Below are 22,715 nucleotides of genomic sequence, written 5' to 3' on the forward strand. Positions count from 1 at the left end.
TTGTACGGGTATTTGTGAGTTCATAATCTTTGAGGGCTGCGAACTTGGTACCGTCACCGGGTATGACGGAAACGAAACGCTAGCGGGAGCGGGACTACTCTCTCTCTCCGAGAGACACAGTGTTCATCTTCTGGCGGCTCGGCCCCATCCCAGCCGGCGGGGTAAAGTCGACGTGGTCGTACCAGAACAGCTCCCTCAGTTCGTGATACACCGGCAGCATTGCGACGTCTTCCCAGTTCGCGTTCTCCAGTTTGATGTACGCGTCGTTCCGGGCGGCCTGGTCTTCTTCTGTCGGTGCCGGGTTATCGCTGAGCGACTGGTATGCCTCCTCTGCCTGCTGTGCGGCGTCGCCGTTCTCCGGCTGCCAGTTGACGTAGGAAATCGGGAAGTCGAGGCTCGTATCGGTCTGTGGCGGGTTCAGCAGCTGGAGGAAGTTGTCCGGGGCGGGCCAGTCGGCGACCCAGCCAAGCGAGTACATCTCTAGCTCGCCGTTGCGGCCACGTTCGAGCAGCGTGTTGAACGGCGCCTGATTGACTTCGAGGTCGATGTAGACGCTCTGAAGCTGGTCCCGGAGGATGCTTGCCGTTTCGCTCCAGACACCGGACTCGTAGATCGTCAGCTCGATGGCGACACGCTCGTTTTCGCCGTAGCCGGCCTCTTCCATCACCGAACGGGCCTGGCCGAGCTGGCTGTCGTCGTAGCCGTACGGGTACTCGTTTTCGGCGCGGTCGTTGTAGTTCTGGGCACCGCCGGGGAAGATGGACTTCGGCGTGAAATTGTACGCGGGCTCGCCGCGCTGCTTGAAGACCTGCTCGACAACGGTGTGCTGGTTCATCGCGTACGCGACCGCCTGACGGACGGGCTTGGGCACGTTGGCCATGTTAAATCCGAGGTAGAACACACCGATGGTCGACACACCGGAGTAGTTGGCCGTCGCGCCGTTACGCAACTCGCCGTAGGTCCCGATCTGACGACCCTGGTCGTCTTCTTCCTCAACGGATACCTTCCCGGGGTCGTACTGCGCCGTGGGCAACTCGAAGATGTCGGCATTGCGGTTCATCGCGTAGTTGTAATTGGCCGAATCGCTCTCGATGACCGCAAAGTGGACGCCGTCGACGCTCGGGCTCTCGCCGTAGTAGTCGTCGTATGCGCCGACTCTGGCTTCAGTTCCGGAGTCCCATGTATCGAACTCGAAGGGGCCGTTCCCGATGGGGTTCGAACTGGAGAACTCGGCCTGGGTCATCTCGCCGTCGTACCCTTCGATGTCGCCAACCAGGCCCTCGGGAACCGGTGAGAAGGAGGAGTACGCGAGCATCTCCAGCGTGGAGGCGAACGGTGCGTCTAGCTGGATCTCGAGCGTTGTTTCGTCAACGGCCGTGACGCCGAGTGTCCCGGGCTTGTACACTTCCTGTTCTTCGCCGTCGACCGTCTCGGTCGTCGTTTCGTGTGTGACGCCCAGCGAGTCCAGAACGAAGTAGGCACGACTGGAGTTGTCAGATGCAGTCAGCCGCTCGAACGCGTAGGCGAAGTCACTGGCGGTTACGGTGTCTCCGTTGTGGAAGGTCGCGTCCTTCAACTGGAACGTATAGGTCGTGAAGTCGTCGGATACCTCGTAATCCGCAGCCATAAGCCCCTCTACAGCAGGCTGGCTGTTGGGATAGTTCATCAGCGGGTCGAACATCTGCTGGATGACAATCCCCGACTGGGTGTCGGTCGCCTCGATCGGGTCCATCGTCGTCATCGTCCCCGTATTGACTCGCCAGAGGTCACCGTCCTCTTTCAGGTCGGTCCCGACATCGCCCCCACTGCTGTCCGTCGAGTCCATACCGTCTCCGGTCCCCGCCTCGTCCTCAGTTCCGTCACTGTCACTATCACTTGAACATCCTGCCAGTGCTGCGGCGGCCGCAGCACTGCCCGTCGCTTTCAGAAACGATCGACGCTCCATGCTACTTGAACGTGGCATATTGATACCCAAATTGCCCCCCATAAATAGAAGTTATGTCATACAGTAGCTTGAAATATTAAACTGCTTGCATCAAGAAATTCAGTTTATTATCTATAGTAATCTTACATGATATATCCTGTGGTGGCTGTTTTCTGGGGGCGGAGATTCACCCCCGCAGAACCGAGTTTTCGGTGTCTCTGACCGCGCGCACGGGAGACCACCGTGGACTGATAGGTGGCAGTAACGGCTGTCGCTATCAGAAACTGCGCTACCAGTCGACGGAGAGTGACCCGTCGCCGTTCGGGTCTGGGGCGATCTCTTCGTTCGTTCGCCGGTCGATGACGTGGATGATGCCCCGGTCTTTCTTCGCCGGGCAGGCCTCCGCGGCCGCGACATTGTGATCGAGGTCCTCCTCGTCGATGAAGTAAGTCTCGGGCTTGGCGATGCCGGTGTCGAGGTCGAGCGTCCAGTTGCGCGACTTCTCGGCGCACTTGCCCGCGCCGAAGCACTTGTTGGCCTCGAAGATGATCTTGTAGGGCTTCTCCTCGACCGGGGGACCGTCCTGTTCGCCGAACTCGCTCGGGTCGACGTGGTCGTCCGCGTCTGCCATTACGCCCCGTTCGAGGCGGACCGCCTTTCGATTGTCGGTCTCGGCCGCGTTCGCCCGCTACGTCTCATCCGTCGACACGACCTCGACGAGGTCCCCGACGGCGAGGTCCGCACCGCGGTCGCCCTCGGGAACGCGGGCGATGAGCATCAGGGTGTAGAAGTGATCGAAGGCGTCCCGGTCAGCCCACTCCGGAAACGTCTCTCGCCGGCGTTCGATGAACCGCTCCCGGAACTCCGGGGTTTCCCTACCGGTGTCAGGGTCCCGCTGGGGGACGACACAGCGACCGCAAGGTGTCACCCCTTCGAAGCGGACGCCGCCGGCCCGGAAGGCAGGAGCGTCCGTACCGACGAAGCGGTCCTCCCAGAACGCCGGAACGCCGCCGATTTCGACGTTCGCGCGGAGCCGCCGTCGCAGCCCTTCGACGGTCACGTCGTCGAACCACGATGCCACGGTCTCAAGCGTCGCAGTGCTGATGACCGACGGGCCCATCTCCCGCCGGTCGACGTATCCGAGCGTCTCGTCGCGCTCGACGGTCAGGTCCACGTCGAAAAACGCGCTGAGCCATTCGGCTGCTCGGGCGCGGTCATCCGCATCCCGGAGTTCGAACGACACGCTATCGCCGTCAGTGGTGACCGACAGCGTTCCCGTTCCGGTGTCGTAGCTGGTGTCGATGTCGTGGACGCGGTCGGTCCGCTTCCCGTTGACCACGTCGCCGTCGGCGTCGAACATGGCGAACTCGCGGTCGTGCGCCAGCGTCCCGCCCGGGCGGATCGATACAGAGTCGCAGTCCATGCCGTCCAGTGCCTTGACGGGGTAGACGGTGAGTCGCTCGACGTGTGCCACTATCGGTTGCTCGCTCGGAACAACGAAAACGTTGTGTGGTTACCGGTGAATCTCGACGGATTCGAGCAGCATCTCCTCGGTCGGCGCGTCGTTGCGGTCGGTGTCGACGCTGCCGATGGATTCGACGACCTCCATCCCGTCGATGACTTTCCCGAAGACGGCGTGTTTGCCGTCGAGGTGGGGCTGGGCGTCGAGCGTGATGAAGAACTGCGAGCCGTTGGTGTTCGGGCCGCTGTTGGCCATGCTGAGGACGCCCGGGCCGTCGTGACTGAGTTCGTCGTGGAACTCGTCGTCGAAGGAGTAACCAGGGCCGCCGCGGCCGGTGCCGGTCGGGTCGCCCATCTGGATCATGAAGTCCTCGATGATGCGGTGGATGTCGATGTCGGTGTACAGTGGGTCGATGCGCTTCTCGCCGGATTCGGGGTCTTCCCACGCACCGGTCCCCGGACCGACTTCGGTCCCGTCGTAGTCGTCGGCACCCTCGGCCAGGCCGACGAAGTTCTCGACGGTGGTCGGTACGCGCTCGTCGTACAGTTCAACTTCGATCTCGCCCTCTGTCGTGTGGAGGGTCGCAGTCAGGTCACTCATACTCAATCGGAGGGAAGCCCGGCAGAAAAGCTTGCCCACTGACCGAGAGTTCAAGTACCGATACGAGGCCATCGCCGCCATGATCTGAGTAGCCGTCGCGTGGCGGGTCGCGGGAGCCCGACACGTCGCCACGCGAGCGGGAGTGTCGGCTGTTCGCTATTCCGGGCTACGGCAGGTGTGACAGTAGCAGCTTCGACACCTGCTCGGGGGCGTCGAACTGAACCCAGTGGCTCGCCGCCGGGAGCCGCTTGACTCGACAGTCCGGGACCCACTCGTCGAGGTCCTCAGTCAGGGCGAGCGAGAGCGCGTCGTCCTGAACACCCCAGATAAGGAGCGTCGACGCTGTCACCGGCTGGTCGCCGATGCCGCCTGCTGTGAGCGTCAGCTTTGCGTTCCGTCGGCCGAGTGCCCGGTAGTAGTTGACTGCGGCCGTGCGCGCGCCCGGCTGCCCGAGCGCCCGCTTGTACCGCGTCACGTCGGTATCGGTGAAGGCGTCGGGGCGGGTCGGCCCGTCAGCGAGGATGCGCTCCAGCACGGTGCAATCCTTCCAGCGGAGGCTGGCCTCGGGAAGGACGGGAAGCTGAAAGAACAGCACGTACCAGGACCGCAGAACCTGGTCGAACGAGCGGCGGAGCTCTCGCTCGTACGCCGACGGGTGGGGTGCATTCAGGACCGCTAGCTGGTCGACGATATCGGGACGGTCGATGGCGGTCTGCCAGGCGATGACGCCGCCCCAGTCGTGCCCAACAATGTGGGCCTGTTCGCGGTCGAACGCCGAAACGAGACCCGCGACGTCGGCGACCAGCTCGTCGATGTGATACGCGGCGACGCCGTTGGGCTTGTCGGAGTGATTGTACCCCCGGAGGTCCGGCGCGACCACGCGGTAGCCGGCGTCGGCGAGCGCCGGGATCTGGTGTTTCCATGCGTACCAGAACTCCGGAAAGCCGTGCAACAAGACGACGAGGTCGCCGTCCGGCGGCCCAGCGGTCACGGTGTGGAGCCTGATACCGTTGGTGTCGACCAGCTCGTGGACGCCGGGTGTTTCTGATGCGGGTACTGTCCACGCAGTGCTGTCGCGAGCGCTGGCGTGTTGTCCCATTAGAATCACTTCGACCGCTCGGTAGAAGTGGGTTCCGCTCCGTACCCCGTCGCCGGATTAGAAGGCCCGGAGGTCGTCGAGTATCTCCGCTGCGCTGCCGTCGGCAATCGCTTCACGGGCCTGTTCGAGGCCGTCCTGAATACTGTTGGCGTCCTCGCGGGCGTAAATGCGGAGGGCGGCGTTGAGCGCGACAGCGTCGGCGAAGCCGTCCTCGCGCTCGCCGGCCAGCACGGCCTCGGTTATCGCCGCCGACTCTTCGGCTATGTCGTCGACCTGCAGGTCCTCGCTTTCGATGTCCATTCCGTACTCGCCGGTACGGATTTCGAAGTCCGCGATGTCCTCGTCGTCGGACTCCTCGCCGGTGACGGGCCATTCGGCCACGACCGTCTCGCCGGGGCGAACGTCGTCGTAGCCTTCCATTCCCTGGAAGAACAGGGCACGCTCGACGCTGCTGGTTTCAGATCGTGCGAGCGTTCGGACCATCTTCTTCGCGAAGGCCAGATGGTAGAAGCTGCCGAGATGTACGCTGGCGTTGGCCGGGTTCGCGAGCGTCTCGACGGTGTTGACGAAGGTCCGGACACCCATGTTGTCGCGGCGCTCGAACAGGGCGTCGATGCCGGGATTGAACGCCGGCTGGTAGTAGAAGCCGAAGCCGACCTCGTCGACCATATCGGCGCTTTCGCTCGGTTCAATCTCCGTTCGGACGCCCAGTTCGTCCAGAACGTGTTTGTAGGCGTCCTGTTTCTGCGTGGGGACGCGGTCGCCGGAGTGAACGACAACGGGCGTGCCCGCGGCGGCGGCGACGACGCCCGCGGCGACGCCAAGAATCGCGGACCGACCTTTGCCGTCGTAGTTGGCCCCGCAGTCGACCGGGTCAGCGTCCGGAGCGGCTGTCTCGACCGATTCCTCGGACATCACGTCGACATAGGCAGCCAGTTCCTCTGGGGTGTTGCGCTTCCAGCGGTTGGCGAGCCAGAACGCGCCGAGCGTCGTGTGGTCGGGTTCGTCGCCGAGGATGCGTCGGAACGCCTCCCGGGCCTGCGTGCGGGACATATCGTCGGCCGATTTGTGACCGGAGCCGACGACTTCCGTCATGAGTCGTTTGAGCGGCCATTCGCCGTACTCCCGGGTCGCTTGCGCCATGGAAACGTGTTCGGGCCAGAGTTCAAAAGCCCCTGCGTTTCGTTCTCAATTTGCGGGAACTGGCTGCGGTCCCGAAAGGGATACACCATTACACTCCTAACCGAATACAATGAGTCTCCAGTCGGGCGAGTGGCGCGAGCAGATCGATGAGGTAGACGCTGCGCTCATCGACGAGTTCCAGAGTGACTTCCCGATTCAGGAACGTCCCTTCGAGGCTGTCGGTGAAGCGCTGGGGGTCTCAGCAGGGACAGCACTTGACCGGGTCAAAACGCTCCGTGACGACGGCATCTTCCGCCGCTTCGGCCCGGTTCTGAACCCGCCGGTCATCGGCTCTTCGACGCTTGCTGCTGTCAGTGCCCCGGAGGATCGGTTCGACGAGGTCGCCGAAATAATCAACGAGTACCGGCAGGTGAACCACAACTACGCTCGCGACCACGAGTGGAACATGTGGTTCGTCGTCACTGCAGGGTCCCGAAAGCGACGCGACGAGATTCTGGCCGAGATCGAGGAGCAAACCGGCTGCTCGGTGCTCGTCCTGCCGATGCTGACAGACTACTACATCGATCTGGAGTTCCCGGTCGTCAATGGGGACCGGTTCGCCCGGGAGAGTCTGGAGACAACTGACGCCAGTGCAACGCGAATAAGCGAGGACGCCGCCGTCGACCTCTCGGAACTGGACCGGCGATTATTGCTCGAAATCCAGAGTGGGTTCCCGCTCGTCGCGACGCCCTACCGGGACGTGGCGGACGCTGTCGATGCCGACGTGTCCGAAGTACTCTCGGCTATCAAGCAACTCCAGCGGACCGGCTGTATCAAGCGCATCGGCTGTGTCGTGAACCACATCGTCACCGGGTTCGACAACAACTGTATGGTCGTCTGGAACGTGCCGGACGACGCCCTCGACGAGCGGGGACAGGCAGTCGGGGAACTCCCCTACGTCACGCTCTGTTATCACCGGCCACGCCGCCCGGAGCAGGACTGGCAGTACAACCTCTTTACCATGATTCACGGGCGCGAAGCGAGCGTGGTCGACCAGAAGATAAACGAACTCGCCACCGAACACCTCCCCTACGAACACGACCGGCTCTACTCGACGGCGACGCTCAAACAGACCGGAGCGCGGTACGACGATATCGTCGGCCAGTAGGGCCTGGATAATAAGGCAGCCAGTTGGGACAGCCGGAATCCTTTTGCAATTCTGTTCTAAACATGCTAGCTAATGACAATGGGTCGGCAAGCGACAATCCTCGTCGTTGACGACGAACCAGCCGTGGCCGACGTGTACGCGGAACAGTTGCGGGACCGGTACACAGTCGAGACGGTATACAGCGGTGAGGCCGCCCTTTCGAAGCTTGATTCCGCAGTCGACGTTGTCTTGTTAGATCGGCGGATGCCGGACCTTTCCGGCGACGAGGTGCTGTCGGCGATCCGTGAGAAACGCTACGATACGCGCGTAGCCATGGTGACCGCGGTAGACCCCGACTTCGACATCATCGAGATGCCTTTCGATGACTACGTCCTCAAACCGGTGTCGAAGGAGGACCTCTTCGGGACAATCGAACAGTTGCTCCTGTACGCCGATTACGAGGAACGCCTGCGTGAGTGCTACTCGCTCACGGCGAAATACGCGGCACTGGAATCGTCGAAACCACAGGCCGTCCTCGATGAGAGCGAGGAGTTCTCCGAACTGAAGGCCGAACTCGCGGAGGTCCGGGCGGAGCTTGACGATATCACCGATTCCTTCGACGCCACTGACTTCGAGTTGCTGTTCCGGGACTTCGAGACGGGCGAATCGATGCCGGACAACACACAGCTCTGACCCGGTTCGGAGCGGGTCGTTTCTACGGTGGCGATGCTCACGGCGACCCGCCCACCCTTTCGAAAGCACTAACCGATTCTCTTCCATAGGAAGGGCAATGAGTCAGCAACTCCCGGACGTGCAGGCGTCGAGTCCGGACGTAACGGTCGGTCTCAATCGCGTCGGTGTGACGGGCGTCGAGAAACTCGTCAAACTGGGGCGTCGTGACCGCGACCCCATCGTACTCATGGCGGAGTTCGAAGTGTTCGTGGATCTGCCGTCTTGGCGCAAGGGGGCCGATATGTCCCGCAATATGGAGGTCATCGACGAGACGCTGGAAACCGCCGTGTCCGAGGAAGCCTATCGGGTCGAGGATGTCTGTGGCGACGCCGCCGAACTTCTGCTGGAGAAACACGACTACACGACGAAGGCGGAGGTCCGGATGGAAGCGGAGTACGTCACCCACGAGTCCACGCCGGCCTCCGGGATGCCGACGCAGTCGACCGCCGATATCATCGCCTCGGCGACGGCGACCGAAGACGGGACGAGCGAGGAGATCGGCGCTCGCGTCACCGGGATGACTGTCTGTCCGTGCTCCCAGGGGATGTCAGCCTCCCGTGCCCGCGAGACGCTCCAGCAACTCGACGTCGACGACGACGTCATCGAGGATTTCCTCGAAACAATTCCCCAGGCCGGCCACTCACAGCGCGGCCACGCCACGCTCACAGTCCAGAGCGACGGCGCGCCCGAAGTCGACCTGAACGAACTCATCGAAGTCGCCCGCGACTCGATGAGCGCCCGCATCTACAACCTCGCAAAGCGGCCCGACGAGGACCACATGACCTACGAGGCCCACAAGGACGCCAAGTTCGTCGAGGACTGCGTTCGCGCGCTTGCCGAGGGCGTCGTCGAGACGTTCCCGGACCTGCCGGACGACGCCGTCGTGACGATGAAACAGTCCAACGACGAGTCCATTCACCAGCACAACGCCCACGCCGAGCGTGTGGCGCAGTTGGGCGATCTGCGGCAGGAAGTTAGCGAGGACAGCGAGGACTGAGCGCAGCGAAGTACTCGGAACGTCGGAGCGGGGAGCATAGCGACCCGCGAGACAGCGGTAGTTTTTGAGCACAGCGAAGTCATCAGGACGTTGAGCGAGGAGCGCGAGACGCAACACGTCTCGGTTACGAACGGCGAAGCCGTAGGCGTAGCGACTCGCGAGATTGCGGTCGCTGTCTGTGACGCTGTTTCTAATACTCACGGACATAAATACGTGAAGACATCTGGAACTTCAATTCGATCGAGTGCAGTGAGCGCAGCATCACGCAGATCGTCAAGTGTGTCGAACAGACGGTTGCCAAGCTCTTGATCGAGTTGTCGCCAGCACTCTTCCGCGGGGTTCAGCTCTGGTGAACCCCGCGGAAGATAACACAGTTCGATCGGCGTGTCTTCGACGAATTCCTGTACTGCGTTGGCCGTGAAATACGAGGCGTTGTCCAAGATGACGCAGATTTTCTCGCCGAATTCGGTTTGGAGAGCGTCTAGCAAGCGATTCGTCGTGTCGCTGTTGAAGTTCTCCTCACAGGGTAGAAAGAACGTCTCGCCGGAATCGCTGATTGCACCGAGTAGTTTGATGCTGTCCCACGCGCCCGTCACCGGGAGTGACGGGCGCTCTCCTTCGGGAAACCACGCATAGATCAGCGTCGAGAGCACTTGACGCGTCTGATCGATGGTCAGGACCGTGTATTCGTCGTCCAGGTTGTCGCGCTTTTTTTGAAGCCTTCTTGCCAGGCTTCTTGAGCTCTCTCGTCGGATTTGTAGTACTCCGGCCGGGCTGTCTTCCAGGACAGCCCGGCCTCAGACATCAATCGACGGACGTGGCGTTCACAATACTCAACGTCGAATTCTTCGGCTAGATAGTGACGGGCTAGTGGAACAGACCACGCGGGCGCGTCTAGTCCAACTTCTTCGGGTGATTCGTGGAGAGCCTCAACGAACTGGTCGTATTGTTCACCAGAGAGTTCTGCTGTTCTGCCTTCACGTGGATCGTCATAGACGACTTGCTCGACCGGCTCATCAGCGAGCCGGTCGAGCCGCCCAACCCATCGAGACAGCCATGGACCGGTGTATCCGTACCGCTCAGCTACTTCTGCCATCGTTGCGCTGTCTTCTTCGAGGTAGTTAATCACCGCCATTAGCCGCTGTGTCGGCTTCTTGTCCTCGACCTCCGCGAGAGCCTCGCGGAGGTCGTCGAGAGTGGCGTCGTCAAGCGCGGCCATACTCGACAGTCACACTCTAGCCTAAAGAATTTTCAGCCGACAGTATAACTCTCTGCTGACCCAGCTACGGCGGGCCGACCGGCTTCGCTTCGGCCCAGTGTTCTTCAAAGGCCTGGCTGATATCGGCAGTGAAATCGGAGTCCTTCATGTCGATGACACCGAAGGTTTCCTCGCGGCCGAGGGGGTGTGGGACCTCGATACAGACCTCGACGCCGTCGAGTAGCTCGAACGTGGTCCTGATGTTCGGGCTAGCGCGGGCGCTGTAGTTGTCGTAGTGGAAGAGGCGCTCGTAGTACTCGCGGTTGGCCTCCTCGGGAAGGCTCTCGAACAGATCCGGTCGGACGAGCAGGGACACCTCGACGCCTCGTTCCAGCGCCGCCTCGAGTTCATCGACGATCCGCTCGGTGCCGGAGAGGATATCGACCTGTCGAGCGGGTGCCGAGCCGACCATGATGATCTCGTCGTCGGCGGCAGCCAGCCGTTCGAGCAACAGGTCAAGCGAGTCGTTGGGGCCAACGGCGGCCGTCCAGAATGGCTCCTCGACGGGGTCTGCCGACTCCAGTTGTGACGAGAGGTCGTCGACGATTTCCTCGTACTGGCCGACCTTCTCTTGGAGTTCGCGCTTCTTGTCTTCGAGCAGGCGGTCGAGGGCGGTGTCCGGCTCGACGGCGACGTATTTCTTGGGTCGGCTGGCGGTCTGGCTGCGGACGAGATTGTACGTTTCGAGGCTGTTGAGCACGTCGTAGATGCGGCCCATCGGGACGTCGCTGGCCCGCGACAGTTCCTTGGCCGTTGTCGGTCCCGTTTCCAGTAGCGACCGGTATGCTCTAGCTTCGTACTCGGAGAGGCCGAGATCTCTGAGACTGGACATACCCATACATCAGGGTACGTGTGCAAAAACTTGTCGGGGGTTTACCGTTTGTCCACGTTTGCTGCCGTTGTTCGTGTCAGCGTTCGCCAGTTATCGAGGCTTCGAGGTCGGTCGGCGTCGTCCCCTCGGCGACGATAGCGTCCCCGTCGAGGAGTCGCGCCGTGCCGTCGCCGTCCGGCTCCGGGACGACGGTGGTCTCGTGGTCGGCCAGCCGAAGTGCCGCGCGGTGGAGGTCCGTTCCCGCTTCGGCCCCGACGGTGAGCGTCTGGGGTTGCTGGAGGCGGGCCGCGACGCCGGCGTAGCCGGCCACCTCGACGCCCATCCGTTCTGCTGCGCCGGCGAAGGACTCGACGGCTGAAAGCGCCGCGTTGCGGTATCGGTCCTCGCCGGTGAGTGCCGCGAGGTCGACAAGGGCGTCAGCCAGTTCCACTGTCGCGTCGAGCGGATGGAGCGAGCGGTTACAGAGCCCCGCCCCGCTGGCGGGACCGTCGCGGAACGCGCCGCCGTCCTGTTGACGGTTCTCGATGGTCCAGTCGGCGACAGCTCTGGCCGGCCCCGGCTCACCGAGGACCTGCCAGCTCGTCGTCAGGCCTTGTAGGAGCTGCGCCTGGTCCAGCAACAGGCCGGTATCGCTGTCCGCGCCGTCGTAGTGGGCGACTTCGCCGCCGTCGACCAGCGACTCACAGACAGCGTCCCGGGCGCGACTGGCGTACTGCTGGGCGCGCTCGTCGTCAGTGTAGGCAGCGACCCACAGCAGGGCATCGATGGCGAGCCCGTTGCGGTCGGCGAACACCGTCTCGTCGACGTTTGGCGACACCGTTCCCTCGCGTTCAGTCGGTTCCAGTCGGTAGTACTCGTCCGACCCGGCTTGGCTCGCGGCGAACGCGTCGTCGGCCCACAGCGTCGTCGTGAGGTAGTCGACGGTCCGCTGGGCGGCGTCCCGGTACGCCTCAGTCCCGGTGTACCGGTAGCCGTGAGCGAACGCCCGGACTAGGGCGGCGTTCTCGTCCAGCAGTTTCTCGCGCCGTGGGTTCCCCCAGTTGCGCTCCGTCGAGTATCGGAAGAAGCCGCCGTCGTAGGTATCGAGCAGGTGCGTGCGAATCGCTTCGAGTGTTCGGGTGGCCTGGTCTCGCGCCCGGACGAGAGCGAACTCGACGGTCCGCGGCAGCGGGAACTTCACGTCGGTTCCCCAGCCGCCGAACTCGTCGTCGAACGCGCCAAGCAGTTGCTCGACCATGTGCTCCTCGATGCGCGGCCGGAGCTCGCCGGCAGGCGGCGATTCGTCCTGAAGCTGTCGGGGAACCGAGCCCGCCGCCGCGCCCTGTGCGTCCCACGATTCTCGCACGGAGTCCAGAATGCCGCGGAACCCGTCCGGCCCGAGGAACGTCGCGCCGGTGATAACCTCGCCGTCAGGAGTCAGAAACACCGTCGACGGGAACCCACCCATCGTGTACCGCTCGCGGACGCGCGGATTGCGGTCGGCGTCAACGCGGACCGGGACGAACCCGTCGTTGATGTTGGCCGCGATGCGGGGCTCGCCATACGTGCCTCGGTCCATCGCCCGGCACTCGGCGCTCCACGGAACCGTCAGCGCCAGCAGTACCGGCTTCCCCGACTCGGCGGCGTCCTCGAACGGGGCTGTGCCCCACTCGCGCCACTCGACCTTCGTGTCGCGTGCGTATTCGTCCATACCGGGTGTGGGCGGTGGGCGTACAAAGGCCCTCTCACTCCCGGCGAAAGACCGATTGGCGGCGCGGTCCAAGCGTGGGCGATGGATACCCAGCAGGCGATTCGCGAAACGCCGGAACCGGTCACACCGGGCGACCGGCCACCCCGTCTCGGCCGCGTCCCGTTCGTCGACAACACCGCCGCGATGTTGCGTGACCCACTGGGGTTCTATGACCGCGCCGGCGCCCACGAGGCCGACATGGTGGGGTACAGCGTCGCCGGGACGACGGGCTGTTTCGTCTGCCATCCCGACCTCGTCGAGCAGGTGCTTGTGACCGACGCCGACGTATACGAGAAGGGACAACTGCTTCAGGACACCCTCGGCCAGTTTATCGGCGAGGGGCTGTTCCTGCTGGAGGGCGAGGAGTGGCAACAGCAGCGGACGGCCCTCCAGCCGGCGTTCTACCGGGAACGCATCGCCGCCTACGGCGACACGATGACAGAGTTTGCCGACCGAGCAGCAGCGGGCTGGAGCGACGGCCAGCGCATCGATGTCCTCCCACACATGCAGTCGCTGACGCTGAACATTCTCGGCAAGACGCTGCTAGACGTGGATATCGAGACGACTGCTGACGCGCTGGAACCGCTACTCGACGCGCTACGTACGCGACTGGACCCGCGGTCGCTGTCGGCGTACCTCCCGCTGTGGGTTCCGACCGGAACGAACCGCGCCGTCACTAATTCGCTGGCCGAGTTCCAGTCCACGCTCGACGACGTTATCGCCGCCCGTCAGCGTGAAGACGAGCACGCCCGCGAGGCACGCGACGACGTACTCTCCCTGCTGCTTTCGCTCGACGACGAGACGATGGACCGCGAGCGACTGGGTCACCAGCTCCTGACGTTTCTGGTCGCCGGTCACGACACGACGGCGCTGACGCTCACCTACGCCTGGTTCTTGCTGGCAAACAATCCGAAGCGCCAGCAGCGCCTGCACGACGAACTCGACGCAACGCTGGGGGAGCGCCAGCCGACGCCCGAGGACCTGTTCGAACTGCCGTATCTCGATGCCGTGCTGAATGAAGTCCTGCGGCTGTACCCGCCCGCGTTCACGGTGTTTCGCCAGCCGACAGAGCCGGTGACGCTCGGAGGGTACGAGCTCTCGACGGACGCCCAGCTCACTCTCCCGCAGTGGCTCGTCCACCGGGACGACCGGTGGTACGACGCACCCGACGCCTTCCGCCCCGAACGGTGGGACGACGACCTCGAAGCGTCGCTCCCGGACTACGCCTACTATCCCTTCGGCGGCGGTCCGCGCCACTGTATCGGGATGCGCTTTGCCCGGATGGAGGCCAAACTCGCCTTGGCAACCATCGCCCAACAGTACGCCGTCGAAGCAGTCACCGAACCGCCGCTGTCGCTGGCGATGCAGATTACACTGAGTCCCACAGACCCCGTCGAAGTCCGACTGCGGGAACGCTGACCCGCTACGCCGGCGGTCGACAGCTCGGTCCTGCTCTCGAAAGGCGTTTGGGGGCGGGCCTGCAAGCAGTCGTATGCTCCGGGTCATCGGGCTATTGCTGCTCATCCCGCTGTTCGACATCGTGTTACTGGTGACGGTCGCGATACCGTTCCTCGGCTCGCTCGTGACGGTCGCCCTCGTCGTTCTGACGGCGCTGGTTGGCATGCTGCTGGTCCGCGCCGAAGGCCGTGCGACGCTTCGGAAGATACAACAGCGGCTCGCCGTCGGCGAACTCCCGACCGACGAACTCATCGACGGCGGCCTCCTTATCGCCGCTGGCGCGTTCTTCCTCACCCCCGGCCTAGTGACGGACTTCGTTGGCCTCCTGCTCGCGGTGCCGTTCACCCGGTACCCCGTCCGCGCTGCCACGCGCCGCTGGGTCGTCCGGCCCTACATCGATGCCAAGACCAGCGGTTTCGCCAGCGGCCAGGTGTACGTCGGCGGGTTCCCTAACGACGAGAACGGCCCGGCCGGCCCCGGTGCGACCGGTCCAGATGGCGGCCCCAGTTCGGGGTCCGGTTCCGGCTCCGGCACCTCCTTCGACCCCACCGAAGCCACTGACGTCGACTTCGACGATAGCGACGAAAACTGAAGCCCTGACGCGGTTTCACATCCCTAACCGGCCGCGAAACGTTACCCTTTTCAATACCCCTCGGGTACAAAAGAATGCGTTGGGCCAATAGCTCAATCAGGTTGAGCGCTCGGCTGATAACCGGGAGGTTCGCGGTTCAAATCCGCGTTGGCCCATACCGAGTTCTTCCCGTTGTTGGCTTTACCGAAACCGGAGCTACAGCGCTGTAGTTCGCTGATTTCGGCGGAATTGAAAAGTGCCGTTGAAGGAATTCTCTGTCAACTCGCAAGGGAACCTTGCGGACCCTGCCGCCGTCTGGCGTTTACTACGGCTCAGGCTGTTCTCACGAGGTGGTTCCGGTGACCAGCTCGAAGTCCCGAGAGACGTACGCCAACAAAGCTGCGACGTGGAAGCTGCACCCTATTAGACGGTAAACCGGCGCTTCTGGCCTTGCTCGGAACTGGTGACGGAAGAAATTGACCAGACGACCACACACAGTGTTGAACAGCTACGGGTGCGTTCGGCGTTGTCTAAAGAGACATCACATGACATACCACCGATAATACCATGAGGCCGTCCCACCGTGACGAACGTATGGACCTCGCAAAAGACTTTTTCGACGAGTGGGCGGGCTTTTACGATGCTAATTACGAGGATCAGGAAATCGGCGATGTTGAGTTCTACGTTGATCTGGCCGCAGAGACCGATGGCCCGGTTCTCGAAGTCGGTTGTGGAACAGGCCGCATCTATCTTGAACTCCTCCGGGCTGGTGTAGATGCGGACGGTATCGATATCTCTGCGGAGATGCTTGAGGTTCTAGAGCAGAAAGCCGACGAAGCTGGCCTCACACCCGCTGTCAGGCAAGCCGATATGACTGACTTTGCTACTTCCCGGAAGTACGAACTCATTATCGTCCCGTTCCGCACCTTCCTCCATAACGTCACAGTAGCGGAGCAGAAGGCGGCGCTCCGACAATTCCGCGAGGCTCTCGCGCCGGATGGACGACTTGCCCTGAACTTCTTTGTCCCGAGTTTCGATCTGATCTCCCAATCCTATGACGAGCCACAGACACAGTCTGTGACATATCAGGGCGAGGAATACGTTGTCACCAACATATCCCGGCTCGTCGACGAAGTTGCGCAGACTGTCGAAACGGAGCGAACGATTGCACACGACGGAGATGTGGTTCGACGGGCAACGTTTCAACTGGCCCTCCTTTCGAAGTCAGAGTTCGAGCTCCTTCTGGAGACAACCGGATGGAGCGACTGGACTGGCTATGGCGGCTTTGACTGGCAACCGCTGAAAGACGGGGCAAAAGAGATGGTCTGGGTTGTGGAAAAATAAGCTGGTCCCTCGGCTCCGTTTCGGCGAACCATCCACACCGATTTCATCATATTTGCGGTATTTCACACGGGGGAACGACCACTAGCAGAAGTGAGTAGACATCCTGCCAGTCAGTGCGCACGCTCACTCTGTTCATAGCGATTACCGGGGGTGACACAACAGGCCCGGCCCGGAAGACTTTCCTTCCAGTTGTCTGTCAGTAGCTGTATGCGACGACGCCAGTTCCTCGCGGGCGGCACAGTCCTCCTCTCGGCTGCTGTCGCTGGTTGTGGCCATCCCTCCGTCGTGCTGGACATGGACGACGCGACAGCGACCGATATTGCCGACGAAGTTTCGATATCGCCTGACTCCGAATCGGCGGAATACACGGTTGTCTCAGCGGCCATCGAAAACGGCTCCGCGACGCGCCGGGGCCGAAACGAACTGTTCGACCAGATAGATACCGTCCGGATCGATGAGACCTTCTACGAAGTTTCGGAGACGCCACTTGAGAGCAACGAAGTGACGGTGTACGAGGTGCGAATCGATTTCGACCCGGCTGATTCGACGGCTGAAATCGGTGAAATCGCCTATGAGGAGCTACCGGCGGTGGACCGCCAGCGCCTTGACCCAATTATTTCAGACGACAACCCGCCCAGCGGGGACGGATACGATGTGGGTATCGGATACGGAACCGCCGCGGAAGTGGGTGACGGGTCGGTGTTCGTTCCGGAGCGCCAGTACGATATTATCGTCCACGACGGCGACCGCTACCGGGTGACGGTCAGCACACGAACGACAACAGAGACGAAATACCGGTACGAAGCGACGGAAGTTGCGTCGGGTGTCGACTCGTTTGCTGACCAGATCCGAGACCAGTACCTGTTCACCCTTACGGGCCTTTCCGAAGCCGAACGAGAAGTCGTTGAAGAAGCGATTGACGGCGGCTACTTTCAGGATGACGAGGCCTTCCGGTCAGTCACTGACCGCATTCGGGAACACGAAGGGATCGAGGTCACAGATAGCTACGGGACGTGGCTTCTGGCGTACGAACAGGTCGAGTATCTCACGTACGTCGAGTGGTAGTCAGCAGTCAAGGACTAAGGCGACTCGGCCGGCGCATCGGACCGCTCTAACTTCAGCGTCTGCAGCAGGTATCGGTTATAGTAGCCACTGAAATTCAATGTACACCTGATCGCACGAGAGCAGTGCGCTCAATGTGTCACTCGTTTCAACTGATACTGCTGTCGGTGAATTCGTCGAACAGGTCGGCGACACGCTTCTCGATCGCATCTCGGATTTCCCGGACCTGTTCGATTGGCTGCCCGTGCGGGTCCTCTAGCGCCCAGTCGCGCACTGCGACATCGGCGTCGAGTTCAAGCGTCGAACATCCCATTGTCGCAACGACGGTACACTCGTTGAGTTCGTCGTTCGAAACTGCCTGCGGAACCCGGTCAGAGAGGTCCATATCGAGTTCACCCATCGCTTCGACGACCTCCGGGTGCACTTCGTCCGCGGGGTCTGTGCCTCCGGTCAGGATTTCGACCGCATCTTCGAGTCCGCGACGGGTGCGCTCCCGCTCGGCAAACGCTGCGGACATCTGGCTTCGGCCCGCGTTCTGGACGCAGACGAATCCGAACTTCAGTGGCGTATCAGTCATCGTGTAACCGTACCGAGCGAGTGGAATAATCCTTCCTAAGACCACTATTGTGGGCTATATATCTGAGACCGTCTACCGTACGGCAGTCGCGGTTGGCGAGCGGGACGCTCTCACGTGCGTATAGACCCTTCACATTGAGGGGACAGTTCCTTCGGCTATCCAAGTCCGTGCCTGAGTATATGCCGGAGTACCGCTTCACGTGCCCGAACTGTGATGCGTGTGCAACGGTCGACGGTGGCGTCCGCGAGCGCCTGTTGGTTGTTGGATGCCCAGTTTGCGCTGGAGGTGTCGATACCCCGGCGTTTGTTGAGGTCTCGCCACACGGGACTGACCGACCCTGAGCCACGCCGTTGCCCGTGCTGAATTGGTCCAAGAGCTGCGATGTCTGGGTCGCAGCTTTCAATCATTACACAACTTATTTGAACCTATCTCAAGACTGACTGAACATGATAGAGGACGCACTTCGCTACCAGACACAGGGCGACGACTGGGTCAAACGCGTTGCCCTCGGTGGGGTTGTACTGTTTTTCGGCTTTTTGATCGTTCCGCTGTTCACGTTTCAGGGATACATGCTCGAAGTGATGCGCCGGGTCCTCAGGGGCGAGACTGACACGCCGCCGGCCTGGGACGAACTGGATCTGACCGACATAACCGTTGACGGAATTCGACATACCGTTGTCGTTATGGGGTACGGTTTGTTGCTCACGCTCGCGCTTGCTGTCCCGGGCCTGCTGGTGATCGGCGGTGGACTCGGCGGCTCTGAAGGATTGCTGCTCGTGGGCTTTCTCGTCGCCGCCTTGCTCTACCTTATCGGCGTTCTCGCAATGGCAGTGATACTGCCCGTCGCGACAGGGAACTTCGTCCGGGCTGATAGTATCGCTGCGGGTTTTGACCGGGATGTTCTCTCGTCTGTCGGGACGAGCCGAACAATGCTGATGGCTGTGGTGATGGCGTTTGCGGTCAACGTCATCGTCTCCGTTGGAGCGACCATTCTGGGATTCACCATCGTCGGCTACCTCGCGGTTCCGTTCCTCGCGTTCGTTGGCCAGTCGGCCATCATGTACGTCTGGGGGCGTGGCTTCGCGGACGCATACGAGGAGGAGTACGGCGAACCGCCGCTCGCACCCACGACTGCGACCGGCGGGACACACGGGTCCGGGCCAGCCACGACAGGGACCACTCCGAGCGTGGATGAACCGATAGGAGACAGCGATACTGACCAACCGAGTTGGAGCGACGACACCGACGAGAGCGGATTCGGCACTTCAGCCTGGGACGACGCCGGTGACGGTGACAGCGGGCGACGCCGATAACGGTTGCTGGATACGGGTCGTTTACCGCAACGCGAAGCGCTGTTAGAAATCGCTTAACTGCGACTGGAGCCCGGCGACCAGTTCGGACTTGCGCCGTAATTGCCCGAGGGTGACGGGGAGTTGGTCGGCGATGGCCGTCAGCGTCTCCTTGAAGGACTGGGCGGTCCCGGGTTCGCCGTCGAACGCGTTGCGGACACCCTCGCGTACCTGCCAGACGCCGACCGGGGCCCAGTAGTCGTCGGTGATCTCCCGCAGCACCAGACACTTCGCCTGTTTGTCGCGCTCCTGCAGGTGTTCGAGGACACCGAGGCGTGCCGCGTAGTACGCTCCCGCAGTCTCCTCGACATAGGCGGTCCGTCCCTCGTAGCCCTCGTGAGCGCTAGACATGTAGTAGCCCGTCTCGGGACGGGGGTTCCAGACGCTCTGGGGGGCTTTCATCTCGACGAGTTCGAACTCCCAGCGGCCGGGCGCAAGCACCACCCAGTAGCGGTTTCCCATGTACTCGTTGTACCACAACTCCGGCTTATCGATGGTGTCGGCGTTGCGGAGCGTCCCGCGGACGTACTGCCCGACCGTGTCGTCGACGGCGGTGATCGACCACCGTGTCGGCACCAGCGACCGCTCGCTGGCCTGCCCGAGCGCGCCTGCCGAGAGGATGGTGTTGATATCGTACACGTCGAACCCGCGGCGGTACAGGTACGCCATCGCACCCTCCGCGCGCCAGTCGTCGTCCGACAGCGTCTTTTCGACGGGCCGGGGGACGTGGGGGTTCTCCGCCAGGTCCGCACCCGTCGCGTGTGCCCGTGGCCCCGTTGGCGTCCCAACGTCGTCGAAGTTCACATCCATCTCGGGAGTGCCGTCGAGACCCACCTCCACGTCGACGGGATGGTCCGCGATGGCGACTTCACGCTGGACGCCGACGAAACCGTTCCAGACGTCGTGGACCCCGCTGGTACCGCGCCCACCACCGGCGCTGACCGAATCGACTGACGTGGTCTGGGTGGAGTTCACCATGCCGGTCCGGCGCTGGAGGACGTCCTCGATGCCAAGCCCCTCCTGATACCAGTCGCCGCTGGTCGCGAACCCGGCAGCGGCGGCGTCGGTATCGACTGGAGAGAGCAGGCCCGTTGAGACGTTGGGGTACCCCGACCGACCGACGAATATCTCGGGGGCCGTCGATCCGAACAGCGAATCGCCCTGCACTGCTGCCTCGAACTGCTGCTCGACGTCTTCGAGGTGGTCCGTGATGGCGTAGGATTTCTCCGCCGCAAGGCGGCGCCGCTGTGCGGCTTCGTCCTCCTCGAACCCCTCGATGAACTCGTCGAGTTGCATCTGTCACGCCTTCGGTCCTCCCCGATAAGAACCTTTCCGGCGGTCCGTGGGAGAGCAACTCTTACAGGGTTGGATTGAGTAACAACAGGTGATATAAATCATGGTAGATACAACGAAGTGGTTCCTCCTCGGCGCGACGCTGGTCAGCATGGTCGTCGTATTCGTCTCTGCCGTCATTCCCGTCGCGTACCAGCAGGCGCTGGTCAACCTTCTCGTCGGAGAACTCGCGGCCCTCACGCTCGCACACTCCACCTACCGCGTCTCGTCGGGGAAACAGGTAAGCCCCGTTGCAGCGGCGATAGCCATTCTGTCCGGGATTGTCCTGTTTCTCTCACCCATCCTCATCGAGCCTGTCGACCCAATCCTGTCGATAATGTTCGCCGCCGGAGCCGTTGTCACCGTCGGCGGGCTGGTCGGTGTTCTCGGTCGGGTACTCGGCGGTGAAGAGGGTCGACAGACCGGTGCCGAGCGAATCAGCAGAAACGCCGGAAACTGACGGGCCGACCACAACGTCTATACCGACGGGTCAGCCACCCTCGGACAATGCCGGTCATCGAATGCGACGAGACGACGGCCCGCGAGCGTCTGGCGGATGCGGGACTCGACATTGACGCGGGAAACACCGACCACGAGCGCTGGCGCGTCGAATACGGCGGCGCGACGGCGGTCGCCTACGACGGAAAAGTCGTCGTACAGGGTGAGGGGACTGCACGACTTGAGGCCCTGCTGCGCGGCACTGACGGCGGGCGCGTCCATGCATATTTTGATGGCGCATCGCGGGGAAACCCGGGACCGGCCTCAGTCGGCTACGTGCTGGTTGACGACAGCGGGATTGTCACGGAGGGTGGAGAAACGATAGGAACGGCGACAAACAACCAGGCGGAGTACAAGGCGCTCATCCGCGCGGTTGAAGTCGCACGCGATTACGGATTCGACGATGTCCATATCCGGGGTGACTCAGAGCTTATCGTCAAACAGGTTCGTGGCGAGTGGGATACGAACGACCCAGACCTGCGCGAAAGCCGTGTCCGCGTGCGCGAACTGCTGACCGACTTCGACGACTGGCAGATCGAGCATGTTCCGCGGGAAATAAACGACCGTGCAGACGAACTAGCTAACGACGCACTCGACGATGACTGACCTGCCGACAGATGTGACCGAACAGGCCGAACGGCTGACCAGGCTCGCTCGCGAAGTAGTTGATGATGCCGAGGCCGACGCCTACAGGACTGAACGCGACGAAATCCTCGCGGAGTACGACTACACTGCCCGTATCAGAAACGACGAGACGGGTGACGTACTCGTCTGCCATCCCGTCGAATGGGTCGATGACGGCGTCATCCGTCCGGAGCGGGTCGACGACATCGACCGTGGCGTCGAGATACGGCTTTCGGGCCCCGGCGACCCGGACGAGTGGGCGGAAATCGACGCTGCAAACCGAGCCGTCGTCGAAGCTGTGACCGAAACACACGGTGAGACACACGGCGCCAACGCGGAGCTGCTCGCCGATTTCATGGGTAACCACTACGCGAAGCCCATCTCGGAGGCGACACCGGACGAAATTCAGGAGTTTCGGGACGACTACGTCCGACGGAACGCGTGGCCAACTGCGGAACAACAGTCGGCCCTCGACCAGTCGATCCGTCTCACTGTGGAAGAAGCCGGTGGCCGCGTCCCCGACGCGTAACCGTTCGGTATACCCGCCGGTAGCCAGGTTTGGTTCGCATTAAGAATTGATTAACAGTAGTTCGCAGGTGCCCAGATGCGAGTCTACTGCTGCGCCGCGATCAGGTCACGGAGTTCGTCGGCTCGACCGTCATCGGAGATGAACTTCCCGAACACCCATCCGAGCTGGTCGAGGACTGCGTCCTTGCCCGACTCGGTCAGGGAGTACTGGTTCGTTCGCTTGTCGAGTTCGCTCTTCTCGACGAGCCCCATCTCGACGAGGTCGTCGAGGTTCGGGTACAGGCGACCGTGGTTGACTTCGTCGTCGTAGTATTCTTCCAGTTCGCGCTTGATAGCGAGACCATACCGTGGCTCTTCAGCGAGTATTACCAGGATATTCTGCTGAAAAGCGGTAAGCTCTTTTGCGATGCCCGGACTGTCAGTAACTGTTTGTGCCTCTGACATAGTTGAGTAAATGTCAGCAAGCTATT

At 62.1% G+C, this 22,715-nt stretch carries 24 protein-coding genes and 1 tRNA gene; 13 read left to right on the forward strand and 12 right to left on the reverse strand.

What is annotated here, in order from left to right; all coding sequences use genetic code 11:
• Positions 1-94: 94 nt before the first annotated feature.
• The 6 genes from HAH_RS02605 to HAH_RS02630 all read right to left on the reverse strand — a co-directional run bounded on the left by HAH_RS02605 (position 95) and on the right by HAH_RS02630 (position 6,228).
• Entirely contained in the window at positions 95-1,945 is a 1,851-nt protein-coding gene (locus HAH_RS02605) for an ABC transporter substrate-binding protein (protein ID WP_014039513.1), read from the reverse strand.
• Between the two features lie 268 nt (positions 1,946-2,213).
• Positions 2,214-2,555 carry a hypothetical protein gene (locus HAH_RS02610; RefSeq protein ID WP_014039514.1) on the reverse strand — a complete coding sequence of 114 codons (342 nt, stop codon included), beginning with the start codon at positions 2,553-2,555 and terminating at the stop codon, positions 2,214-2,216.
• A 57-nt stretch (positions 2,556-2,612) separates the two neighbouring features.
• Positions 2,613-3,398, reverse strand: a complete 786-nt coding sequence (locus HAH_RS02615) for an MOSC domain-containing protein (protein ID WP_014039515.1) — start codon at positions 3,396-3,398, stop codon at positions 2,613-2,615.
• Positions 3,399-3,437: 39 nt separating this feature from the next.
• A complete protein-coding gene (locus HAH_RS02620; RefSeq protein ID WP_014039516.1) occupies positions 3,438-3,986 on the reverse strand; it encodes a peptidylprolyl isomerase in 549 nt (182 codons plus the stop codon).
• Positions 3,987-4,152: 166 nt separating this feature from the next.
• A complete protein-coding gene (locus tag HAH_RS02625; protein WP_014039517.1) occupies positions 4,153-5,085 on the reverse strand; it encodes an alpha/beta fold hydrolase in 933 nt (310 codons plus the stop codon).
• A 57-nt stretch (positions 5,086-5,142) separates the two neighbouring features.
• A complete protein-coding gene (locus HAH_RS02630; RefSeq protein WP_014039518.1) occupies positions 5,143-6,228 on the reverse strand; it encodes an anthranilate phosphoribosyltransferase in 1,086 nt (361 codons plus the stop codon).
• Positions 6,229-6,337: 109 nt separating this feature from the next.
• Between HAH_RS02630 and ahbB the strand changes: the two genes are divergently transcribed.
• The 3 genes from ahbB (at position 6,338) to mptA (ending at position 9,083) form a co-directional block, all read left to right on the forward strand.
• Complete coding sequence (gene ahbB, locus HAH_RS02635) at positions 6,338-7,375, forward strand: siroheme decarboxylase subunit beta (protein ID WP_014039519.1); 1,038 nt, start codon at positions 6,338-6,340, stop codon at positions 7,373-7,375.
• 72 nt (positions 7,376-7,447) lie between these two features.
• Positions 7,448-8,047 (forward strand): response regulator, encoded by a 600-nt coding sequence (locus HAH_RS02640; RefSeq protein WP_023843125.1) that lies wholly within the window; start codon positions 7,448-7,450, stop codon positions 8,045-8,047.
• Between the two features lie 97 nt (positions 8,048-8,144).
• Positions 8,145-9,083 (forward strand): GTP cyclohydrolase MptA, encoded by a 939-nt coding sequence (mptA, locus tag HAH_RS02645; RefSeq protein WP_014039521.1) that lies wholly within the window; start codon positions 8,145-8,147, stop codon positions 9,081-9,083.
• 197 nt (positions 9,084-9,280) lie between these two features.
• Here the strand turns inward: mptA and HAH_RS19075 are convergent.
• The 3 genes from HAH_RS19075 to HAH_RS02665 form a co-directional block, all read right to left on the reverse strand.
• Positions 9,281-10,302, reverse strand: a protein-coding gene (locus HAH_RS19075) for an IS630-like element ISHhi1 family transposase (protein ID WP_076611118.1) whose coding sequence is annotated in 2 segments (ribosomal slippage) — positions 9,281-9,796 and positions 9,799-10,302 — 1,020 coding nt in all. Because the reading frame shifts where the segments join, the coding sequence is not laid out codon by codon here.
• Between the two features lie 64 nt (positions 10,303-10,366).
• The gene (locus tag HAH_RS02660) at positions 10,367-11,173 is read right to left on the reverse strand and encodes a TrmB family transcriptional regulator (protein ID WP_008310877.1); all 807 of its coding nucleotides are present in this window, start codon (positions 11,171-11,173) and stop codon (positions 10,367-10,369) included.
• 76 nt (positions 11,174-11,249) lie between these two features.
• A complete protein-coding gene (locus HAH_RS02665; RefSeq protein ID WP_014039523.1) occupies positions 11,250-12,863 on the reverse strand; it encodes a DUF255 domain-containing protein in 1,614 nt (537 codons plus the stop codon).
• Between the two features lie 81 nt (positions 12,864-12,944).
• Here HAH_RS02665 and HAH_RS02670 point away from each other — a divergent pair, with 81 nt between their 5' ends.
• The 5 genes from HAH_RS02670 (at position 12,945) to HAH_RS02690 (ending at position 17,340) form a co-directional block, all read left to right on the forward strand.
• Positions 12,945-14,321 (forward strand): cytochrome P450, encoded by a 1,377-nt coding sequence (locus HAH_RS02670; RefSeq protein ID WP_014039524.1) that lies wholly within the window; start codon positions 12,945-12,947, stop codon positions 14,319-14,321.
• Between the two features lie 73 nt (positions 14,322-14,394).
• Entirely contained in the window at positions 14,395-14,952 is a 558-nt protein-coding gene (locus HAH_RS02675; RefSeq protein WP_007189126.1) for an FxsA family protein, read from the forward strand.
• A gap of 81 nt (positions 14,953-15,033) precedes the next feature.
• Positions 15,034-15,107, forward strand: a tRNA-Ile gene (locus HAH_RS02680).
• Positions 15,108-15,525: 418 nt separating this feature from the next.
• Positions 15,526-16,275: a class I SAM-dependent methyltransferase gene (locus HAH_RS02685; RefSeq protein WP_014039525.1), complete on the forward strand. Its 750-nt coding sequence runs from the start codon at positions 15,526-15,528 to the stop codon at positions 16,273-16,275.
• A gap of 207 nt (positions 16,276-16,482) precedes the next feature.
• Entirely contained in the window at positions 16,483-17,340 is an 858-nt protein-coding gene (locus HAH_RS02690; protein WP_007189124.1) for a hypothetical protein, read from the forward strand.
• A 145-nt stretch (positions 17,341-17,485) separates the two neighbouring features.
• On the opposite strand, the gene HAH_RS02695 is transcribed toward HAH_RS02690, so the two are convergent.
• A complete protein-coding gene (locus HAH_RS02695; RefSeq protein WP_014039526.1) occupies positions 17,486-17,914 on the reverse strand; it encodes an arsenate-mycothiol transferase ArsC in 429 nt (142 codons plus the stop codon).
• A gap of 179 nt (positions 17,915-18,093) precedes the next feature.
• On the opposite strand from HAH_RS02695, the gene HAH_RS20545 reads away from it, so the two are divergent.
• The gene (locus HAH_RS20545; protein WP_117614927.1) at positions 18,094-18,255 is read left to right on the forward strand and encodes a DUF7560 family zinc ribbon protein; all 162 of its coding nucleotides are present in this window, start codon (positions 18,094-18,096) and stop codon (positions 18,253-18,255) included.
• Positions 18,256-18,360: 105 nt separating this feature from the next.
• On the forward strand, positions 18,361-19,227 hold the full coding sequence (locus HAH_RS02700) for a DUF4013 domain-containing protein (protein ID WP_014039527.1): 867 nt from the start codon (positions 18,361-18,363) through the stop codon (positions 19,225-19,227).
• A gap of 42 nt (positions 19,228-19,269) precedes the next feature.
• On the opposite strand, the gene nreA is transcribed toward HAH_RS02700, so the two are convergent.
• Entirely contained in the window at positions 19,270-20,559 is a 1,290-nt protein-coding gene (nreA, locus tag HAH_RS02705; RefSeq protein WP_014039528.1) for a DNA repair protein NreA, read from the reverse strand.
• Between the two features lie 100 nt (positions 20,560-20,659).
• On the opposite strand from nreA, the gene HAH_RS02710 reads away from it, so the two are divergent.
• The 3 genes from HAH_RS02710 to HAH_RS02720 are packed head-to-tail and all read left to right on the forward strand — an operon-like array spanning position 20,660 to position 22,246.
• Positions 20,660-21,055 carry a hypothetical protein gene (locus HAH_RS02710; protein ID WP_008310867.1) on the forward strand — a complete coding sequence of 132 codons (396 nt, stop codon included), beginning with the start codon at positions 20,660-20,662 and terminating at the stop codon, positions 21,053-21,055.
• 47 nt (positions 21,056-21,102) lie between these two features.
• Positions 21,103-21,699 (forward strand): ribonuclease HI, encoded by a 597-nt coding sequence (gene rnhA / locus HAH_RS02715; RefSeq protein ID WP_014039529.1) that lies wholly within the window; start codon positions 21,103-21,105, stop codon positions 21,697-21,699.
• A complete protein-coding gene (locus tag HAH_RS02720; protein WP_014039530.1) occupies positions 21,692-22,246 on the forward strand; it encodes a DUF7108 family protein in 555 nt (184 codons plus the stop codon). Before rnhA ends, HAH_RS02720 begins: the two co-directional genes overlap by 8 nt.
• 83 nt (positions 22,247-22,329) lie before the next feature.
• On the opposite strand, the gene HAH_RS02725 is transcribed toward HAH_RS02720, so the two are convergent.
• Positions 22,330-22,689, reverse strand: coding sequence for a PadR family transcriptional regulator (locus HAH_RS02725; protein ID WP_004518536.1), 360 nt, complete (start codon positions 22,687-22,689; stop codon positions 22,330-22,332).
• Positions 22,690-22,715 lie beyond the last annotated feature (26 nt).

It is taken from the genome of Haloarcula hispanica ATCC 33960, assembly GCF_000223905.1.
GTDB lineage: Archaea > Halobacteriota > Halobacteria > Halobacteriales > Haloarculaceae > Haloarcula > Haloarcula hispanica.

Excerpts from the sequence above, each read along its gene's own strand:
- HAH_RS02605 (WP_014039513.1), bottom strand. The coding sequence starts at position 1,945 with ATGGAGCGTCGATCGTTTCTGAAAGCGACGGGCAGTGCTGCGGCCGCC.
- HAH_RS02610 (WP_014039514.1), bottom strand. The coding sequence starts at position 2,555 with ATGGCAGACGCGGACGACCACGTCGACCCGAGCGAGTTCGGCGAACAG.
- HAH_RS02620 (WP_014039516.1), bottom strand. The coding sequence starts at position 3,986 with ATGAGTGACCTGACTGCGACCCTCCACACGACAGAGGGCGAGATCGAA.
- HAH_RS02625 (WP_014039517.1), bottom strand. The coding sequence starts at position 5,085 with ATGGGACAACACGCCAGCGCTCGCGACAGCACTGCGTGGACAGTACCC.
- HAH_RS02630 (WP_014039518.1), bottom strand. The coding sequence starts at position 6,228 with ATGGCGCAAGCGACCCGGGAGTACGGCGAATGGCCGCTCAAACGACTC.
- ahbB (WP_014039519.1), top strand. The coding sequence starts at position 6,338 with ATGAGTCTCCAGTCGGGCGAGTGGCGCGAGCAGATCGATGAGGTAGAC.
- HAH_RS02640 (WP_023843125.1), top strand. The coding sequence starts at position 7,448 with ATGACAATGGGTCGGCAAGCGACAATCCTCGTCGTTGACGACGAACCA.
- mptA (WP_014039521.1), top strand. The coding sequence starts at position 8,145 with ATGAGTCAGCAACTCCCGGACGTGCAGGCGTCGAGTCCGGACGTAACG.
- HAH_RS02660 (WP_008310877.1), bottom strand. The coding sequence starts at position 11,173 with ATGTCCAGTCTCAGAGATCTCGGCCTCTCCGAGTACGAAGCTAGAGCA.
- HAH_RS02665 (WP_014039523.1), bottom strand. The coding sequence starts at position 12,863 with ATGGACGAATACGCACGCGACACGAAGGTCGAGTGGCGCGAGTGGGGC.
- HAH_RS02670 (WP_014039524.1), top strand. The coding sequence starts at position 12,945 with ATGGATACCCAGCAGGCGATTCGCGAAACGCCGGAACCGGTCACACCG.
- HAH_RS02675 (WP_007189126.1), top strand. The coding sequence starts at position 14,395 with ATGCTCCGGGTCATCGGGCTATTGCTGCTCATCCCGCTGTTCGACATC.
- HAH_RS02685 (WP_014039525.1), top strand. The coding sequence starts at position 15,526 with ATGGACCTCGCAAAAGACTTTTTCGACGAGTGGGCGGGCTTTTACGAT.
- HAH_RS02690 (WP_007189124.1), top strand. The coding sequence starts at position 16,483 with ATGCGACGACGCCAGTTCCTCGCGGGCGGCACAGTCCTCCTCTCGGCT.
- HAH_RS02695 (WP_014039526.1), bottom strand. The coding sequence starts at position 17,914 with ATGACTGATACGCCACTGAAGTTCGGATTCGTCTGCGTCCAGAACGCG.
- HAH_RS20545 (WP_117614927.1), top strand. The coding sequence starts at position 18,094 with ATGCCGGAGTACCGCTTCACGTGCCCGAACTGTGATGCGTGTGCAACG.
- HAH_RS02700 (WP_014039527.1), top strand. The coding sequence starts at position 18,361 with ATGATAGAGGACGCACTTCGCTACCAGACACAGGGCGACGACTGGGTC.
- nreA (WP_014039528.1), bottom strand. The coding sequence starts at position 20,559 with ATGCAACTCGACGAGTTCATCGAGGGGTTCGAGGAGGACGAAGCCGCA.
- HAH_RS02710 (WP_008310867.1), top strand. The coding sequence starts at position 20,660 with ATGGTAGATACAACGAAGTGGTTCCTCCTCGGCGCGACGCTGGTCAGC.
- rnhA (WP_014039529.1), top strand. The coding sequence starts at position 21,103 with ATGCCGGTCATCGAATGCGACGAGACGACGGCCCGCGAGCGTCTGGCG.
- HAH_RS02720 (WP_014039530.1), top strand. The coding sequence starts at position 21,692 with ATGACTGACCTGCCGACAGATGTGACCGAACAGGCCGAACGGCTGACC.
- HAH_RS02725 (WP_004518536.1), bottom strand. The coding sequence starts at position 22,689 with ATGTCAGAGGCACAAACAGTTACTGACAGTCCGGGCATCGCAAAAGAG.